A 16,337-nucleotide genomic window follows, 5' to 3' on the forward strand; every position below is an offset into this window, starting at 1 on the left:
TTAGATTATTTCTTAGTTTCAACCCATTTTCCGTCAACGAAGAATGCGGTCCAACCTGTCGCTTTGCCGTCTTTTTCTGAAGAGACATATTGCTGTTTAGTCTTACGACTGAAACGCACCATCGTCTTGTTACCTTCAGGATCTTTCTGCGGTGCATCAGCCAAATAGCTCAGCTTTTCAGGCAGGCGATCTTTGAAACGAGCCAACTCTTCAACCAGAGGCGCACGCGTTTCACGCGATTTAGGGAAAGTATTGGCCGCCAAGAACACACCCGCAGCACCATCGCGCAGCACGAAGTAAGCGTCTGACTTCTCACACGGCAATTCAGGCAGCGGCACCGGATCTTCTTTCGGTGGCGCTACGTCGCCGTTACGCAGGATCTTACGGGTGTTCTTGCACTCTTCGTTGGTACATGCCATGTACTTACCGAAACGCCCCATTTTCAGGTGCATTTCAGAACCACATTTTTCGCACTCAACGATCGGGCCATCATAGCCCTTGATGCGGAACTCACCCTCTTCGATCTCGTAGCCGTCACAAGCTGGGTTGTTACCACACACGTGCAGCTTGCGCTGATTGTCGATCAGGTAACTGTCCATCGCCGTGCCACACTTGGCACAACGGCGCTTAGCGCGCAATGCGTTGGTTTCAGCATCATCGCCTTCCAACACATTCAGCACTTCGGCTTCTGGCACCAGATTGATCGTGGTTTTGCAACGCTCTTTTGGCGGTAGCGCATAGCCAGAACAACCCAAGAAAACGCCGGTGCTTGCGGTACGAATACCCATCTGACGTTCACAGGTTGGGCAAGCAATGCTAGTCAGAACCATTTGGTTCGGACGCATACCGCCTTCTTCTGGATCTTTTTCAGCGACCGAAAGCTGTTTGCTGAAGTCCTGGAAGAAACCATCAAGCACGTTTTTCCAGTCTTCTTTGGCGTTCGCAACCTGATCGAGACCATTTTCCATGTGCGCGGTGAAGTCATAATTCATCAGCTCACGGAAATTTTCTTCCAAGCGGTCAGTGACAATTTCACCCATTTTTTCAGCGTAGAAACGGCGGTTGTCCACACGCACATAGCCACGATCCTGAATGGTTGAAATGATTGCCGCATAGGTAGAAGGACGACCGATACCCCGTTTCTCCAACTCTTTAACCAACGATGCCTCGCTAAATCGAGCCGGTGGTTTGGTGAAGTGTTGGCTAGGTAAGAGCTGCTGTAACGTCAGTTCACTACCAATTTCGACAAATGGCAATGTACGATCTTCGTCACCTTTACGCAGCTGAGGCAGAACTTTAGTCCAACCATCAAAGCGTAAAGTACGGCCTTTCGCTTTCAACGTATAATCACCCGCTTTCACGGAAATCGTGGTTGAATCGTATTTTGCCGGCGTCATTTGGCAAGAAACAAACTGGCGCCAGATCAGCTGATACAGCTTCTGAGCGTCTGCTTCCATGTCTTTTAACTGTTCAGACAACACGTTCACATCAGAAGGACGAATCGCTTCATGCGCTTCCTGTGAGTTGTCTTTGCTAGCATAGGTATTCGGCTCTTTCGGCATATACTGCTCGCCGAAGTTTTCACCGATATACTCACGCACCATGCTCACCGCATCCTGACTCAGGTTAGTGGAGTCAGTACGCATATAGGTGATATGACCAGCTTCATACAGACGTTGAGCCATCATCATGGTTTTCTTCACGCCAAAGCCAAGACGCGTGCTTGCCGCCTGCTGCAACGTGGAAGTAATAAATGGCGCAGAAGGCTTGCTGCTGGTTGGCTTATCTTCACGATCTAAAACCGTGTAATGCGCATTCTCCAGCGCCTTAACGGCGGTCTGCGTTTGGTCGCCATTTACCGGTTTGAAAGGCTTGTCTTTATGATGCGTAACCTGCATTTGCAGAGCCACTGCATTCTTGTCGTTCAGATCGGCACGTAATTCCCAATATTCTTCAGGAACAAACGCTTTGATCTCACGTTCACGATCGACAACCAAACGTACAGCAACCGACTGAACACGACCGGCAGATAGCCCACGGGCAATTTTCTTCCACAGCAGCGGAGACACCATGTAACCCACAACGCGGTCCATAAAACGGCGCGCCTGTTGTGCGTTAACGCGGTCGATATTTAATTCGCCGGGTTTATTAAATGCCTGCTGAATCGCGTTCTTAGTGATTTCGTTAAACACCACGCGGCTATAACGACTTTCGTCGCCGCCAATCACCTCACGTAAATGCCACGCGATGGCTTCCCCTTCGCGGTCAAGGTCGGTTGCGAGATAAATGTGGTCAGCTTTTTCAGCTAATGTTTTTAACTCGGCAACAACCTTTTCTTTACCTGGCAGTATTTCGTATTGCGCTTTCCAGCCGTGATAAGGATCAACGCCCATTCGATTAACCAGCGCTTCACGCTCATTCTTTTTGACTTTAGGCTTCGCTTTATCTTCAGCGGAGGCTGCGCCCTTTTTACTGGCTGAACCACTGGTCGGCAAATCGCGGATATGACCGACGCTGGACTTAACCACGTAGTCATTACCCAGATACTTATTTATCGTTTTAGCTTTTGCCGGGGACTCAACTATTACGAGAGCTTTACCCATAATTACCTTTACCTGAATGAATCCTTCTGTCTCCAGAAGCCTTTGTTCGCCATTATCATAGCGATTGAAAAATTCTTTTTTATATTGCGGCAGACCGCGCTGAGATCAAGCCATTTTTTGATAAATCGCTTCTAACTGCTCAACACAACTGCAATTTGCGGCACCAAAAACAGAAGCGACGCACTCGCAACCTTATGACATGCGGAACTTTTATTCAAAACGCCAATCTTTCGTTCCGCCAAAGGTCAGAAAACCCATCACTCTACCGGATTGAGAACATCACGCAACTTAATTAGCACGGAATGGAGATTTTTACCAATTATCGGCCAAAACTTAGATCAAAATAACGCGATAATTTGCGATACCCCTAGCGTACGCAGTACTATATTAGGCAGTGTTATTAATAGACAACGTCATTTGTTGGAGAACGAAAAATGTTCGGTGAAACAACCCCAATCAAACGTGAAGCTCTGCTGGCGGAAGCAAATCAAATCATTAAAGAGCACGAAGATTATATGCAGGGTATGGAAGCGACCGAAGTCGAGCAAAAAGGCGACGTGTTAGTATTCCGTGGCGAGTTTTTCCTCGACGAAGACGGAATTCCAACCCGCAAAACTACCGCCGTGTTTAATATGTTTAAACATCTCGCTCATGTATTATCTGAAAAATATCATTTAGAAGATTAATTCATCATTCTGAATTGAATCGTTAAAAAAATGCCCCTTTAAAGGGGCATTTTAATTTCATTAACGTTACTCAATATTAACAATGTTATCTTATATATCGTAACGCTGGCTACGTTGCCACCAACGTAACATCAGGCGATCGGCGCTGTTCGCCGCGCTATTGGTGAAGCGATCCATCATGCGTTTGCGACGGGTATAGCGCACTCCAATCACGTCATGATTTTCCATTTCAGTAATTAATAGATCGTCGCTGGTGCCAACCGAGTCGACCAAACATTTCTCTTTCGCTTGGATCCCATACCAGTGTTCGCCGGTTGCGACGGAATTAATATCCAGTGACGGACGCTGCTGGCTGACAAACTCTTTGAACAGCTCATGAGTTTCATTCAACTCTTCGCGGAATTTCTCACGCCCCTGCTCGGTATTCTCACCCAACAGCGTTAGTGTGCGCTTGAACTCTCCGGCAGTATGCAGTTCCACGTCGATATCATTCTTCTTCAACCAACGGTTGAAGTTAGGGATCTGAGCCACAACGCCAATTGAGCCAATAATAGCAAAAGGCGCTGCGACAATGCGATCAGCGACACAAGCCATCATATAGCCACCGCTGGCGGCGACTTTATCCACCGCAACGGTTAATCGCACGCCCGCCTGACGTAAACGCTGTAGCTGGGAAGCGGCTAAGCCGTAGCCATGCACTACGCCGCCGGGGCTTTCCAAACGCAAGAGAACTTCATCCCCCTGCTTAGCGGCAGCCAGCACGGCGCTGATTTCTTCGCGTAATGAACTCACCTCATGGGCGTCCATACTGCCTTTGAAATCGAGAACATACAGACAGGGTTTTTCTTTCGCAGCAATACCCTGTTTGACCTCGGCTTTGCGCTGTTTTGCTTTCTCTTTATCCTGTTTTTTCTGCTGCTTATACCACGCCTTTAACGCGCTATCGTCCATACGCGCTTCCTGCATGCTGCGCTGCATATCACGATACTGCTCGCCTAAGTCCGTTAGCTGTAACTCTCCGCGGCTCGCTCCCTTTTTATGTCGCAGGCTGACAAACAATACAATCAGTGCCCCTATTGCGATCACAAAGGTCATCACCTTCGCCAAAAATAGGCCATACAAGGATAACCATTCCACATTCACCGCCTTGTTTAAGATTTTCTGATACTACTTATATTAGCGTTATTCCACTGTAACGCGTCCGCCAGTATGTAACATACTGGCGGACGCGTCATTTTCAAGGGGCTGATACGTAAAGTCCCTGTAAATTCAGCACATAATGTCCGCTCTAGGAACAATACCATTGACCAGCAACCGTGCAATAGGTCAAGATCGGCGACGATGAGTTACAGCAAATAAACAATTTAGTCATAACTTGCCGACCCAGCCTCAAAGCCTTGATGCTAAAACGGCGTGAGGAAATACAGCATGCACTATCAACCACAGCCTGAGCTTTTGCAAAACCGCATTATTCTTGTGACCGGCGCAGGAGACGGAATTGGCCGCGAAGCGGCACTCACCTACGCTCGCCACGGCGCGCAGCTGATTCTTCTCGGTAGAACGCTGAGTAAACTTCAAGCTGTGCAGGAACAAATACGCCTGCTTGGTCTGTTGCCTGCGGCCATCGTTCAATTCGATCTCTTAACGGCAAAGCCAGCCGACTATCAGAAACTCGGCGCAGAATTAGCGTCAGCCTATCCCTATCTCGATGGCGTATTAAACAACGCCGGTTTACTCGGCACGATCAATCCTTTAGCGGAACAAGACTATCAAGAGTTTTGTGATGTGATGCAGGTTAACGTCAACGCCTCGCTGCTGTTATCGCAGGCGCTGCTACCTTTGCTGCTGAAAGCGCCCTCAGCATCCCTGATTTTTACCAGTTCTAGCGTAGGCAAAACCGGGCGTGCGGGCTGGGGTTCTTATGCCATTTCCAAATTCGCTACCGAAGGCATGATGCAGGTTTTAGCTGACGAATATAAGAACACCAATTTGCGGGTAAACTGCATTAATCCAGGCGGAACACGCACCGGAATGCGCGCATCAGCTTTTCCACATGAAGATCCACAGAAGCTCAAAACGCCTGCCGATATCATGCCGCTCTATCTCTATTTGATGGGTGAAGACAGCCGCCGGAAAACGGGAATGAGTTTTGATGCTCAGCCGGGGAGAAAAGCGGGCCCCGCAGAATAAACGTCGCATCATGTTGGTGTCGCTGTTTATACCGACGCATAACAATAAATTAATAGGTTAGGAGAAAGCATGTCTGAAGAACGCCACCAGCAGCGCCAACAACGTATTAAAGAAAAAGTGGATGCCCGTATTGCCGCCGCGCAAGAAACTCGCGGCATCGTGATGATTTTTACCGGCAACGGTAAAGGTAAAAGTACGGCGGCGTTTGGCACCGTGGCGCGCGCTGTAGGTCATGGACATCGCGCGGGCGTGATTCAATTCATCAAAGGCACGTGGGAAAACGGTGAACGGAATCTGCTTGAGCCGCACGGCGTTGAATTTCAGGTGATGGCAACCGGTTTTACGTGGGAAACACAGAATAAAGAGACGGACACCGCCGCCGCGCTTGCTGTTTGGCACCACGGCAAGCGCATGCTGAAAGATGAAAGTTTAGATCTCGTGGTCATGGATGAGCTGACCTACATGGTGAGTTACGGCTACATCGAGCTTGAAGAGGTGCTGACGGCGTTGAAACAGCGTCCTGCGCATCAATCCGTGATTATTACCGGTAGGGGCTGTCATCGTGAGCTGGAAGAACTGGCGGATACCGTAAGCGAAGTTCGCCCGGTGAAACACGCGTTTGAAGCCGGTATCAAAGCACAGAAAGGTATCGATTGGTAATGACTAAACGCCGAGGCCGCCATTGCTGGCTTCGGCGTGTTAATTAGACAACCGCTTTACCACTATTGTTTAAACAGTGAATAACGCTGAATCCCTCGCGGTAATCAATTCTGCTATGCGCTCCCTGCTCGATGCGAAAATGCCACATGGCACGATCTTCAAGTTTGAGAAGCTGTGTGCAGATAATCGAGATAACGCCTTGATGTGCAACGATCAACACACGCTGTCCCGCATGCTTTTGCTGAATATCAGCCAATGCCAACCGTACCCTTGCAGAGAAATCACGAAACCCCTCCCCACCCGGCGGAACGGTTCGCTGCCAATCGGCACACCAAGCAGCGTAGTGCTCAGCATCCTGTTGCTGTAATTCTTTGTGGTGACGAAGTTCCCACTCGCCAAATGCCATCTCGTCCAATCCGGTAAGTTGGACAAATTCAGCATCAGCACCGAGTATTCTCTGCGCGGTTTGATGGGTGCGTTGCAAGCCGCTGGTATACACCACGTCGAACGAAACTCCCGCCAGCTGCGCCGCAACCGCATCAGCCTGCTGCTCGCCCAGCGTCGTGAGGGCAAGATCGCTGCTGCCACAATACACACCGTCGAGATTGGCCTGAGTCTGACCGTGGCGTACCAAATATAACTCCATCAGTGCTCCTTGGGATCAGATTGCCTGTGCTCTCAACAATCGATTTAAATAACTGCAAACAGGAAGATAAGGCCGAATAGTTCGTTGCCCGCGCCGATGGTATCACCGGTTTGCCCGCCAATACGTTTATTGATGAAACCGCGGTATAGCAGCGCAAACAGATAAGTAATGATCGCCGCTAATCCGCCATGCCAGCTGGCAAACCCTAGCGTCATTAATAGACCAATGATCAGCGCAATCGCGTAATGCTGGCCGCCGATTTTTCCGATATACAAGTTTCCCATGCCATTTTCACGCGCATATTTTTGCTGATACATCAGAACAGGCAGCAATGCTCGGCTCAGCGCTGGAGCCGCAACCAGCAAGGTGTAAACGTTATGTCCGGTCTGCGTCAGCTGATAGATAATCGCCACCCGCGCCAAAATCACAAAAATCAGCGCCAGAGCTCCGTTCGAGCCAATACGACTATCGCGCATGATTTCGAGAATACGCTCACGTGGACGCGCCGAGAAAATCCCATCACAGGTGTCGGCTAAACCGTCTAAATGAAATGCGCCCGTAACCAATGTGGTCGCCAGCACCGCGGCAATCGCCGCCAATAATGGGCCATAAACCGGCAATACCACGGCAAACGCCAGCGCGCTCAGTAAGCCAACGATCAGGCCAACAAACGGGAAATAGACCACGCCTTTGGCGTAATCATTCATGTCGAGATTATCTGTCCAGCGGGCAGGTACGGGAATGCGGGTCATAAACTGCAATGTGGCGAGGAATAGTTTCATTGTTACGGGTCAGTCCATGTCGTCGGTAAGCAAGAGCACGAGAATTAACTCTCTGATTGCCTTCTATATTAATACCAGACGCTCATCTGGCGCTAGCGCCAGATCGCAGATATAAAAAAACCGCAGCGGATTAACGCTACGGTTTGATATTTGCTTGGCAGTTTTGCTTAGCAACAACGCGCTGTGATTAGCCGCGCTTGTTTCCTTTACTGGTAGCCGCTTTATTACCCGCTGCGCTACGCGTAGAAGACGTGCCTTTATTGGCTGAACCAGAACGACGGTTCGGGGCTGCTGCTGCACTGCCACCCTGACCATGACGTTTAACCGCACGGCGGATCTGATTCGCTTTCATACGACGACGTTCACGCTCAACCGGCAGCTTGCTAACGGTTTCCGCATTCAGCTCAACCAATTCGCGCAGATAGTTGATATCGTTAAGTGGAAGCTCTGCCCAGCCGCCGCGAGGCAGGCCTTTTGGCAAAGGCAAATCGCCATAACGCACACGGATCAAACGGCTCACCTGCACGCCAACGGCTTCCCACAAACGACGAACCTCACGGTTGCGCCCTTCGGTTAAGGTCACGTTGTACCACTGGTTAATCCCTTCACCGCCTTGGAAACTGATGGTTTTAAATGATGCAGGGCCATCTTCCAACTGCACGCCACGGCTTAATTGACGAATTTTTTCATCATCAACCTGACCGAATACACGTACTGCATATTCACGCTCAACTTCACGGCTTGGGTGCATCAAACGGTTTGCCAGTTCGCCATCGGTGGTGAACAACAGTAAACCAGACGTGTTGATATCCAAACGGCCTACGGCGATCCAACGAGAACCGCGCAGTTTCGGCAAACGATCAAATACCGTTGGGCGACCTTCAGGATCGCGACGGGTACATAGCTCGCCTTCTGGCTTGTAATACGCCAAAACGCGACAAACAGATTCGGTTGATTCGCGGATAGACACAACGCGTCCATCAACACGAATTTTCATAGCCGGAGTAACCTCAACACGGTCACCTAGCGTTGCTAATTTACCATCAACGCTGACTCGGCCTTCTTTAATCATGGCTTCAATTTCACGGCGTGAACCATGACCAGCATTGGCAAGAACTTTCTGTAACTTTTCGCTCATTGAGCAACCTCTAATGTCGCCTTCACAGGCGTCGTGGGGTATTGTGGATGTCTCTGAAATTCAAACAATTAATTGAATTTTAACGCGGCATTATACACGAAAACGTGAAAATGTCCGAACGCTATGCTTTTTTATCCGCGAGGAAAAGGAATAAAAGCGCCAATCTTCTCGGCGGTATAGCGATTCACATCAACGCCTTGCCGCTGAATTTCTTCGCGTAAACAACGAGGAGGAGCATCCAAAGCTTCGTCGGCTAACTCAAATACGCCCCAATGCATACCGAAAGCTCGCTGACAACCTAGTTCCTGAAATAAGCGAACCGAATCCGCGGGGTCCATATGCTGAGAATGCATAAACCAGCGCGGTTCATAGGCGCCCAGCGGCAACGCAGCCAACGAAAATGGTCCTAATCGTTCGCCAATCTCTTTGAGCCGTGGCGTATAACCACTGTCGCCAGAGAAATAAAAGCTATCGGTTAAATGCGAGAGGACCCACCCGCCCCACAGACTGTGATTGCGATCCCAAGGCGTTCTCATACTCCAGTGTCGTGCGGGCACAAAATGGATCTGCACATCGCCAACCGCACGTTGTTCCCACCAATCCAGTTCGTGAACATGTATCGCACCACAGCGGATAAACCATCGTTTCAGCCCCAGCGGCACCATGCAAATCAACGAGGGAAAACGCTTCAACAGCGCATCGATAGTCTGTTTATCAAGATGGTCGTAATGATTATGTGAGATCAAAATCACGTCAATATTAGGCAGGTGTTCAACGTAGATAGGCGGCGGAGTTTTTCGCTCTGGCCCGTAGAAGTTCAGCGGCGAAGCACGTTGAGAAAGCACGGGATCAATCAGGACGTTTTTACTCCCCATTTTCACCAACATCGCAGCGTGACCCAGCCACCATACGCCATCCTGTGGCTGTTCCAGATCAACCTGCTGCCACCAGCGCTCAACAAACCCGCGATAACCCTGCTCAGGCTTTAGCGGCAGTCGATTCTTTTTGCGTTCGTTTTGCCAACGTTTTAAATCACCAGGACGATGTTCATTGGGCTCAGGATTGGTAAAACCCTCTGGTGTGTGGTGGGTTTTATTAGGATCATAATAAGGATTTTTCTTCATTCAGCCCTCATGCGTGACAACGTCACTTGAATATAGTCAAAATAGCACCATATTTCCTGATAGTTACCTAAACAAAATCACCACATGGGTGCCGCGTTAAGAATAACTTAATAACTACAGCCTATTCTCGATGTCAGCTTTTGTCAGCCACGTAAAGTAGGCTAAAGGTGCTAGGGTTTTAAAAGAATTCTCTTTAGTCTCATTTTCAAGAAACAAACGACGGGTGGATCACAAAATTGGCCCGTTAGCGAGTCATCAGGAGTTAATTAAATATGAAAAATAATCAGTCACACACTCGCACTCAACGTATGCGCAGCGCTCTACAGGGCCAAATGCAATATTGGAAAATGTACCTATCGCTGAAGTCTCGCCAGATGGGGATCAGCGGTAAAATGCGCCAGATGACGCTTATCGTATCGGCGGTAATGATGGTCGCCATGCTGATGGCAGGATTCGTGCTCTTTAACCTTGTGGTTCTGAGCGTCGCCTTAATTGGCGCACTGGTTTCACTCTTCCGCCCACGCCAACGTCCCTTCACCACGCAGGGCCCGAGAGTGACCTAGATTGAATTGAATTCACTTCATGTAGCGTGAAGTTATAAAATAATAAGTAATATGCAGAACGAGCCGCCTCTCCAGCGGCTCGTTTGCTTTTCATTCAGCTGATAATCTCAATTTCAATAAGCCATAGAGTCAAACGAAACATTCTGGAATAATGAGGCCGACGCAACAGGAGGTCATATGAGTTTCAATCTAGCCGATCTTCCTCAGGAAGAGATGGACAAAGTTAATGTCGACTTAGCGGCAGCTGGCGTATCGTATAAAGAGCGCTATCACATGCCGGTTATTGCCGAACTGGTTGAGCGCGAGCAGCCTGAGCATCTGCGAACCTATTTTCGTGAACGACTGGCTTATTATCGCACCCTACGCATTGATACCCTGCCATACGAACCGCCGATGAAATAATACCTGCGTAAGCTATTTTCCACCGGCCAAATCAAGAAAGCTGCCGGTGGTGCAGTCCGGTCTGTAACTTCAAAGGCGTAGGGTATAGTGGTAAACGCCATGATGTCGTAATATGTAGTAGACGGCATGTTGCTAATGAGAACGATTACCGGAGAACGAATGACGCAGAACGAACGCAATATTGCCCTAGTATGTGCGCTAAGCGAGTGGATAGAGCAACATCTAGGCCGCGATATTTATCTGGATGAGCTGGCTCGCTACTCTGGATATTCACTGTGGCATATGCAGAAAATATTTCGTGAAACCACCGGCATGTCCTTAGGCCGCTATATTCGCGAACGTAAGCTATCTGGCGCAGCAAAACGGTTACGCCATACCGAAGAATCGATTATCGATATCGCGGTCTATTACGGCTTTGCCTCGCAGTCGCATTTCACCTATATGTTCCGCAAGCATTTCGACATTACGCCAACCAACTATCGGCTCCAGACCGACATTCAACTGTCTACTATTCAGCCCCTGCACGTAATGTATAAACAAAGCGCCTGAATTCACTGAGAAACAGCACTATGCTAACTTCGTTACGTCACGTTCTCGGCGCTGTTCTGCGCGATCGTTTACTCCAATTTCTTTTGCTTGCTGGCGTAATTTTGGCCTGTTTCACAGCGTCTCCATTGCGGGATTATCCTCGCTGGATTGATTGGCCCACGATTACGACCCTGCTCGGCCTATTGCTGCTGACGAAAAGCGTTGAGATGAGCGGCTATTTCGATTGGCTAGGGCGAAAAATGATGGCTCGCCTCAGTAATGAGCGAACCTTAGCGCTGTTTATGGTCGTGGCTTCTGCACTACTTTCCACGTTTCTTACCAACGATGTGGCCCTTTTTATCGTTGTTCCACTCACCATCACCTTAAAAAAACTCAGCGCCGTACCGGTTACACGATTAATCATCTTTGAAGCCTTAGCCGTCAACGTAGGTTCTTTGCTGACGCCGATTGGCAATCCACAAAACATATTGCTGTGGAATCATAGCGGCCTGTCGTTCAGCGCCTTTATTGGGCAAATGTTACTTTTGTCAGGCGTGCTGTTGTTTTTGCTATTGCTGTTCACGCTGATGTTTTTCCCAAACAAAACCATACGTCCTCCAGCCGATCGCCAAGACAGCACCCGCAAGCGCGGACTATTGCTGGCCTGCGCAGTGCTCTATGTGGTGTTTCTCGTTAGCGTTGATTTAGGCATGCCCTATCTCGGACTGTTAATCGTGCTGGTCGCCTTATTGTGTCTGTCCCCCAAAGTTATTTTACTGGTCGATTGGGCACTTATTTTCATTTTCATGGCGATGTTTATTGATGTGAAATTACTGACTCAGTTACCCGCGCTATTACCGCTAACTGAAAACATGCAGCATCTTTCAACGTTTGGCACCTACACAATCGGCATTCTGCTTTCTCAAGTTATCAGCAACGTACCGGCTACTATTTTGCTGCTGGGTTTTATTCCTGCCACCACTACGCTGGCTTACGCTGTGAATATTGGCGGATTTGGGTTTGCGCTGGGATCAATGGCCAACCTCATTGCCTTACGCATGGCCAATGAAAAACGTATCTGGCTAACGTTTCATCTGTTTTCTATTCCCGCTCTCATTATCTCTGCGGTGCTTGGCTGGTGGTTAATCTAAACTGATAAGCACTGCGTGATTTTTAGGCTTTATTCCATTTGGTTATTGATAATCGCAGAATGTGATTTAGCAAACCGCAAACAATGGTTTAGCTTCATCATCAATAACGGAACGCAATTATCTGCGTTTTTTTTAAACAAATAATTAAAGTAAGACATTGGGATACCTATGAAAAAAATGACCTTGGCTCTGCTTGCAACCTCATTATTTGCTACCTCTGCACTGGCTCAAGCAGCCGATGATCTGGCAGCAATTAAGTCTGCTGGTGTGATGAAATTCGGAACAGAAGGCACCTACGCGCCTTATACTTACCATGACAAAAGCGGCAAGCTGGTTGGTTTTGACGTGGATGTAGCACGCGCCGTAGCAGAAAAAATGGGCGTTAAGCCTGAGTTTGTTGAAGGTCGTTGGGATGGTTTGATTGCGGGCTTAAGCGCCAAACGCTACGACGCGGTCATTAACCAAGTTGGCGTTACCGACGAGCGTAAAGCCAAGTTTGATTTCTCTCAGCCTTATATCGGTTCTAAAGCGGTGCTGGTTGTCCGTGATGACAACACCACCATCAAAAGCTTTGCTGATTTAAAAGGCCAGAAAGCAGCTCAAAGCCTGACCAGTAACTATTCGAAACTGGCGACTAAAAACGGCGCAGATTTAGTGCCAACCGATGGATTCAACCAATCATTGGATCTGGTGTTAAGCGGTCGAGCTGCGGCAACGTTAAACGATAACCTGTCATTCTTGGATTTCAAAAAGCATAAACCAGATGCGAAAGTTAAAATCGTCGCTACCGATGAAAATACTGAGAACTCAGCGATCCTGCTGCGTAAAGATCAGCCAGAATTAGTGAAAGCGGTAAATAAAGCGCTGGACGAAATGAAAGCTGATGGCACTTATAAAACGATTTCTGTACGCTACTTCGGTCAGGACGTTTCTCAGTAATCGTCTTTAATACTATACCCAAAATAGTGACAAGCCTGCCTCTGTGAATCCTTAACCGGGTATCACTTCATGAGGCGGGCTGTTGTATTTAGGAAGATCGTTTTAGGCATACTGTTTTTAGACATATCGTTTTAAGACATATTCTTTAGACTTACTGTATTAGGAGTACGGCATATGGCTTGGCTACACAGCCTGACTGACTATATTCACGGCCTTGCCTGGCTACAGCTGATGATTGATTCGTTTTGGAGTCTGTTGTCTGCGGGACTGCAATTCACGCTGCCTTTAGCGATTCTCTCTTTTATTGGCGGGATTATCCTTGGCTTCATCACCGCATTGGTACGCCTCTATGCGCCAAAACCGGTCAAGTGGATTTTTGATTTCTACGTATGGGTTATTCGTGGCACGCCGCTGTTAGTGCAGTTGTTCTTAATCTTTTATGGTTTACCGAGTGCGGGGATCACCCTAGATGCGTTTCCGGCGGCGCTCATTGGCTTCACGCTTAGCGTGGGTGCCTATACCTCTGAAATCATCCGTGGTGCGATTATCTCGGTGCCTAAAGGCCAGTGGGAAGCCTCTTATTCCATCGGTATGAGCAGTTCACAGGCCATGCGCCGTGTGATCTTGCCACAGTCGGTATTCGTATCACTGCCACCGCTGTCTAACTCATTTATTTCGCTTATCAAAGATACCTCATTGGCCGCGGTTATCACCGTCCCTGAGATGTTCTTGGCAGCGCAGCGCATTGTTTCTGTGACGTATGAACCACTAATTTTGTATGTAGAAGCAGCGCTGATTTATCTTGCGTTCAGCACGGTGCTAGGAAAACTGCAAAACAAGCTGGAAGTGTACTACCGCCGCTACGAGTAAGTTTTTGTTATCTGCCCTGCGCTTATCGCTTTCTAATTACGTTCATTCCGCATCACCTCCCCAAAGAAATGGCGCTTTATCTTTGGGGTATACCTTTTATCTTTACTTAAATCTCAATCATTTTTCGAATAAGTCACTGTCTTTGGCCTTCGCCATTAGTAAACTCTGAATTATTAGAAAATCTGAACATTCACACACAAGTCCTATGGTTAAACTGGTACATTATCCAAATATTAATCAATCAAGAATGGTGGTTCTGTGACGCAATGCAATGCGATACGATTTTTTGCTGTAGATGGAGCCAAAACCAAAAACGGTGGTCGAGTTGTTGCTAACAGATGTGGAATGAAATATCGCAAGTTCAGCATGGCTATTGAAGGCGACGAGGTTGTTTACCCTGATGCTCCAGCAGGTCGTATCGAGCGTGATGAAAGCACCATGATGGAAAGTATTGTTGAGGGGGTTAAATACACCATGACGGCTAGTGGGACTTTCGTAAGCAATGGGGATGAAATCATTGAAGCTGGTCAGCAATGATAAGGCTAGCCAATGGGGAGGTCACTTGTGGTTATTTCGATCCGGAAGAGATTGAATTACTAAAAGCTGCTGGGAAAATCTGATTTTCAGTTCTAGGGAGAGGGCTTCACATGAGTCAGAAAGGATATTTTATCCGCGTAGGTGACAAGACAAGCTGCGGCGGTACGGTTAGAGGTGGCAATCCTAATTATAATATGCACGGCCGGGCTGCTTCGAGGCATGGCGATCTCGTCACATGCGGAAAGGATGGCAAGACATACCGAATCATCGGTGGCATTCCTGGCATGCTGGATAATAATGTGCAACTAGCTGGTACGCTTGATAGCATTAGCAGTTGTCCATGCAGGGCTAAACTTCTTTCATCGCTCTCGAGTGCGACATATGAGAAAACTAGCCGTGCAGAAGCAAGAATGGTGGCTGCGCCACAATCGGAGGCACCAACACAATACGCCCAAGCAGCTAAAAATCATTCCCAACCTTTGATTGCTCCTGAAGCATCATCTCGTGAACCTGTCGATGCTGGTTTCTGTGTTTTGCCACTCCCGAGCTCGGTGAATAGTTATGAGCAGTTTTTGTTTATATCTCCCCCTGAAGGGACTAAGGAACTATATCGTTCACTAAATGGGAGTGGCGATGTAAAAGCAGGGTCTATCTTGCTTTTAGTAGACCCTCTTAAACAAGATCCTGAACAAATAGCACATCTAAAAGCGGCTAAAGATCGAGTTGATGCTGCCTTGGCTCCATTGACAAATGAAGAAGCAAATTTCTTACATAAACACTATGCAACTATTGCGAATTTTTCTAGTTTCGCTGATAAGGGAATTGGGCTTGCTGCTGATCCTGTCGGTAAATATTTCGAAAATATAGAGAAGATTCTTAAAGAAATACAAGATACATATAAAAATACATACTTAACCCGTGGCGCACTTATTGGTGATCAGTTTTATGTAAAACGAAGCCAACTATTTAAACAGCTTGATAGTGTACTTAAAGTAGGTTTTTTAAATAAAGGGATGAAGCTTGGTGAATACACAAAGATAAAAAGTGCTCTAGGTCTTTCAACAAGCTCAATCACACATAAATGGAATACATCAGGTGTTAGTGATATAGACGGATATGCAACACATATAGAACGTGCTGCCAAGTATGTAAAGCTTATGAAATATACAGGCTATGTTGGGATAGGGTTTAGCGCGTTGCATTCAATCAATGAAGTGAATGAGGCTTGCTCTACTGGGCGTGAGAGTGAATGTACAAAGAAAAAATTCACAGAAGCCGGTAGTTTTACTGGTGGGCTAACGGGAGGGGTTGCTGGCGGAGCTATAGGAATGGGGATTTGCACCGTGGTTTTAGGTGCTTTAACTATTGAAGCCGGTGGAGTCGGAGCTCTAGCTTGCGGGGTTGTTCTAGGGGTGACTGGGGGATATATGGGCGGTGAAGCAGGCTCTAATCTAGGAGAAGGTTTTGGAGAGTATATATATGAATCGAGAGGTGAGTAATTGAAATCGTTAATTATGT

Annotated in this window: 17 protein-coding genes; 11 read left to right on the forward strand and 6 right to left on the reverse strand. The window is 47.8% G+C overall.

All coding sequences use genetic code 11. The features are described from left to right. Positions 1 to 5: 5 nt before the first annotated feature. A complete protein-coding gene (gene topA / locus RSC70_RS16545; RefSeq protein WP_025796836.1) occupies positions 6 to 2,603 on the reverse strand; it encodes a type I DNA topoisomerase in 2,598 nt (865 codons plus the stop codon). A 434-nt stretch (positions 2,604 to 3,037) separates the two neighbouring features. Here topA and RSC70_RS16550 point away from each other — a divergent pair, with 434 nt between their 5' ends. Next, positions 3,038 to 3,289, forward strand: coding sequence for a YciN family protein (locus RSC70_RS16550; protein ID WP_004094879.1), 252 nt, complete (start codon positions 3,038 to 3,040; stop codon positions 3,287 to 3,289). A gap of 90 nt (positions 3,290 to 3,379) precedes the next feature. Here the strand turns inward: RSC70_RS16550 and sohB are convergent, their stop codons facing one another. Then, entirely contained in the window at positions 3,380 to 4,426 is a 1,047-nt protein-coding gene (sohB, locus tag RSC70_RS16555; RefSeq protein ID WP_332543023.1) for a protease SohB, read from the reverse strand. Between the two features lie 291 nt (positions 4,427 to 4,717). On the opposite strand from sohB, the gene RSC70_RS16560 reads away from it, so the two are divergent. Both RSC70_RS16560 and cobO read left to right on the forward strand, forming a co-directional pair. Then, positions 4,718 to 5,479, forward strand: a complete 762-nt coding sequence (locus RSC70_RS16560; RefSeq protein ID WP_332543024.1) for a YciK family oxidoreductase — start codon at positions 4,718 to 4,720, stop codon at positions 5,477 to 5,479. Between the two features lie 69 nt (positions 5,480 to 5,548). Beyond that, a complete protein-coding gene (cobO, locus tag RSC70_RS16565; protein ID WP_130999148.1) occupies positions 5,549 to 6,139 on the forward strand; it encodes a cob(I)yrinic acid a,c-diamide adenosyltransferase in 591 nt (196 codons plus the stop codon). Between the two features lie 43 nt (positions 6,140 to 6,182). Here the strand turns inward: cobO and RSC70_RS16570 are convergent, their stop codons facing one another. From RSC70_RS16570 to RSC70_RS16585, 4 genes are all read right to left on the reverse strand, one after another. Beyond that, positions 6,183 to 6,785, reverse strand: a complete 603-nt coding sequence (locus tag RSC70_RS16570) for an adenosylcobalamin/alpha-ribazole phosphatase (protein ID WP_234619320.1) — start codon at positions 6,783 to 6,785, stop codon at positions 6,183 to 6,185. Between the two features lie 44 nt (positions 6,786 to 6,829). Beyond that, complete coding sequence (gene cobS, locus RSC70_RS16575) at positions 6,830 to 7,567, reverse strand: adenosylcobinamide-GDP ribazoletransferase (RefSeq protein ID WP_234619319.1); 738 nt, start codon at positions 7,565 to 7,567, stop codon at positions 6,830 to 6,832. A 187-nt stretch (positions 7,568 to 7,754) separates the two neighbouring features. Continuing rightward, on the reverse strand, positions 7,755 to 8,705 hold the full coding sequence (gene rluB, locus RSC70_RS16580; protein WP_282814183.1) for a 23S rRNA pseudouridine(2605) synthase RluB: 951 nt from the start codon (positions 8,703 to 8,705) through the stop codon (positions 7,755 to 7,757). A gap of 131 nt (positions 8,706 to 8,836) precedes the next feature. After that, entirely contained in the window at positions 8,837 to 9,829 is a 993-nt protein-coding gene (locus RSC70_RS16585; RefSeq protein WP_332543025.1) for an MBL fold metallo-hydrolase, read from the reverse strand. A 272-nt stretch (positions 9,830 to 10,101) separates the two neighbouring features. Here RSC70_RS16585 and RSC70_RS16590 point away from each other — a divergent pair, with 272 nt between their 5' ends. From RSC70_RS16590 to RSC70_RS16625, 8 genes are all read left to right on the forward strand, one after another. Next, positions 10,102 to 10,392, forward strand: coding sequence for a hypothetical protein (locus RSC70_RS16590; RefSeq protein ID WP_332543026.1), 291 nt, complete (start codon positions 10,102 to 10,104; stop codon positions 10,390 to 10,392). A 177-nt stretch (positions 10,393 to 10,569) separates the two neighbouring features. Next, complete coding sequence (locus RSC70_RS16595) at positions 10,570 to 10,794, forward strand: DNA polymerase III subunit theta (RefSeq protein WP_025796857.1); 225 nt, start codon at positions 10,570 to 10,572, stop codon at positions 10,792 to 10,794. Between the two features lie 159 nt (positions 10,795 to 10,953). Then, the gene (locus tag RSC70_RS16600; RefSeq protein ID WP_025796861.1) at positions 10,954 to 11,343 is read left to right on the forward strand and encodes a helix-turn-helix domain-containing protein; all 390 of its coding nucleotides are present in this window, start codon (positions 10,954 to 10,956) and stop codon (positions 11,341 to 11,343) included. A 20-nt stretch (positions 11,344 to 11,363) separates the two neighbouring features. Beyond that, a complete protein-coding gene (locus RSC70_RS16605; RefSeq protein ID WP_332543027.1) occupies positions 11,364 to 12,473 on the forward strand; it encodes an SLC13 family permease in 1,110 nt (369 codons plus the stop codon). A gap of 168 nt (positions 12,474 to 12,641) precedes the next feature. Then, a complete protein-coding gene (locus RSC70_RS16610) occupies positions 12,642 to 13,412 on the forward strand; it encodes an amino acid ABC transporter substrate-binding protein (RefSeq protein WP_040044839.1) in 771 nt (256 codons plus the stop codon). 174 nt (positions 13,413 to 13,586) lie between these two features. Next, entirely contained in the window at positions 13,587 to 14,282 is a 696-nt protein-coding gene (locus RSC70_RS16615) for an amino acid ABC transporter permease (protein ID WP_025796867.1), read from the forward strand. A gap of 345 nt (positions 14,283 to 14,627) precedes the next feature. Beyond that, positions 14,628 to 14,819 (forward strand): hypothetical protein, encoded by a 192-nt coding sequence (locus RSC70_RS16620; protein ID WP_234619311.1) that lies wholly within the window; start codon positions 14,628 to 14,630, stop codon positions 14,817 to 14,819. Positions 14,820 to 14,929: 110 nt separating this feature from the next. After that, positions 14,930 to 16,318, forward strand: a complete 1,389-nt coding sequence (locus RSC70_RS16625) for a PAAR domain-containing protein (protein WP_332543028.1) — start codon at positions 14,930 to 14,932, stop codon at positions 16,316 to 16,318. Positions 16,319 to 16,337 lie beyond the last annotated feature (19 nt).

This window comes from Hafnia sp., assembly GCF_036648275.1.
Classification (GTDB): domain Bacteria; phylum Pseudomonadota; class Gammaproteobacteria; order Enterobacterales; family Enterobacteriaceae; genus Hafnia; species Hafnia alvei.

Excerpts from the sequence above, each read along its gene's own strand:
- topA (WP_025796836.1), bottom strand. The coding sequence starts at position 2,603 with ATGGGTAAAGCTCTCGTAATAGTTGAGTCCCCGGCAAAAGCTAAAACG.
- RSC70_RS16550 (WP_004094879.1), top strand. The coding sequence starts at position 3,038 with ATGTTCGGTGAAACAACCCCAATCAAACGTGAAGCTCTGCTGGCGGAA.
- RSC70_RS16560 (WP_332543024.1), top strand. The coding sequence starts at position 4,718 with ATGCACTATCAACCACAGCCTGAGCTTTTGCAAAACCGCATTATTCTT.
- cobO (WP_130999148.1), top strand. The coding sequence starts at position 5,549 with ATGTCTGAAGAACGCCACCAGCAGCGCCAACAACGTATTAAAGAAAAA.
- RSC70_RS16570 (WP_234619320.1), bottom strand. The coding sequence starts at position 6,785 with ATGGAGTTATATTTGGTACGCCACGGTCAGACTCAGGCCAATCTCGAC.
- cobS (WP_234619319.1), bottom strand. The coding sequence starts at position 7,567 with ATGAAACTATTCCTCGCCACATTGCAGTTTATGACCCGCATTCCCGTA.
- rluB (WP_282814183.1), bottom strand. The coding sequence starts at position 8,705 with ATGAGCGAAAAGTTACAGAAAGTTCTTGCCAATGCTGGTCATGGTTCA.
- RSC70_RS16585 (WP_332543025.1), bottom strand. The coding sequence starts at position 9,829 with ATGAAGAAAAATCCTTATTATGATCCTAATAAAACCCACCACACACCA.
- RSC70_RS16590 (WP_332543026.1), top strand. The coding sequence starts at position 10,102 with ATGAAAAATAATCAGTCACACACTCGCACTCAACGTATGCGCAGCGCT.
- RSC70_RS16595 (WP_025796857.1), top strand. The coding sequence starts at position 10,570 with ATGAGTTTCAATCTAGCCGATCTTCCTCAGGAAGAGATGGACAAAGTT.
- RSC70_RS16600 (WP_025796861.1), top strand. The coding sequence starts at position 10,954 with ATGACGCAGAACGAACGCAATATTGCCCTAGTATGTGCGCTAAGCGAG.
- RSC70_RS16605 (WP_332543027.1), top strand. The coding sequence starts at position 11,364 with ATGCTAACTTCGTTACGTCACGTTCTCGGCGCTGTTCTGCGCGATCGT.
- RSC70_RS16610 (WP_040044839.1), top strand. The coding sequence starts at position 12,642 with ATGAAAAAAATGACCTTGGCTCTGCTTGCAACCTCATTATTTGCTACC.
- RSC70_RS16615 (WP_025796867.1), top strand. The coding sequence starts at position 13,587 with ATGGCTTGGCTACACAGCCTGACTGACTATATTCACGGCCTTGCCTGG.
- RSC70_RS16620 (WP_234619311.1), top strand. The coding sequence starts at position 14,628 with ATGAAATATCGCAAGTTCAGCATGGCTATTGAAGGCGACGAGGTTGTT.
- RSC70_RS16625 (WP_332543028.1), top strand. The coding sequence starts at position 14,930 with ATGAGTCAGAAAGGATATTTTATCCGCGTAGGTGACAAGACAAGCTGC.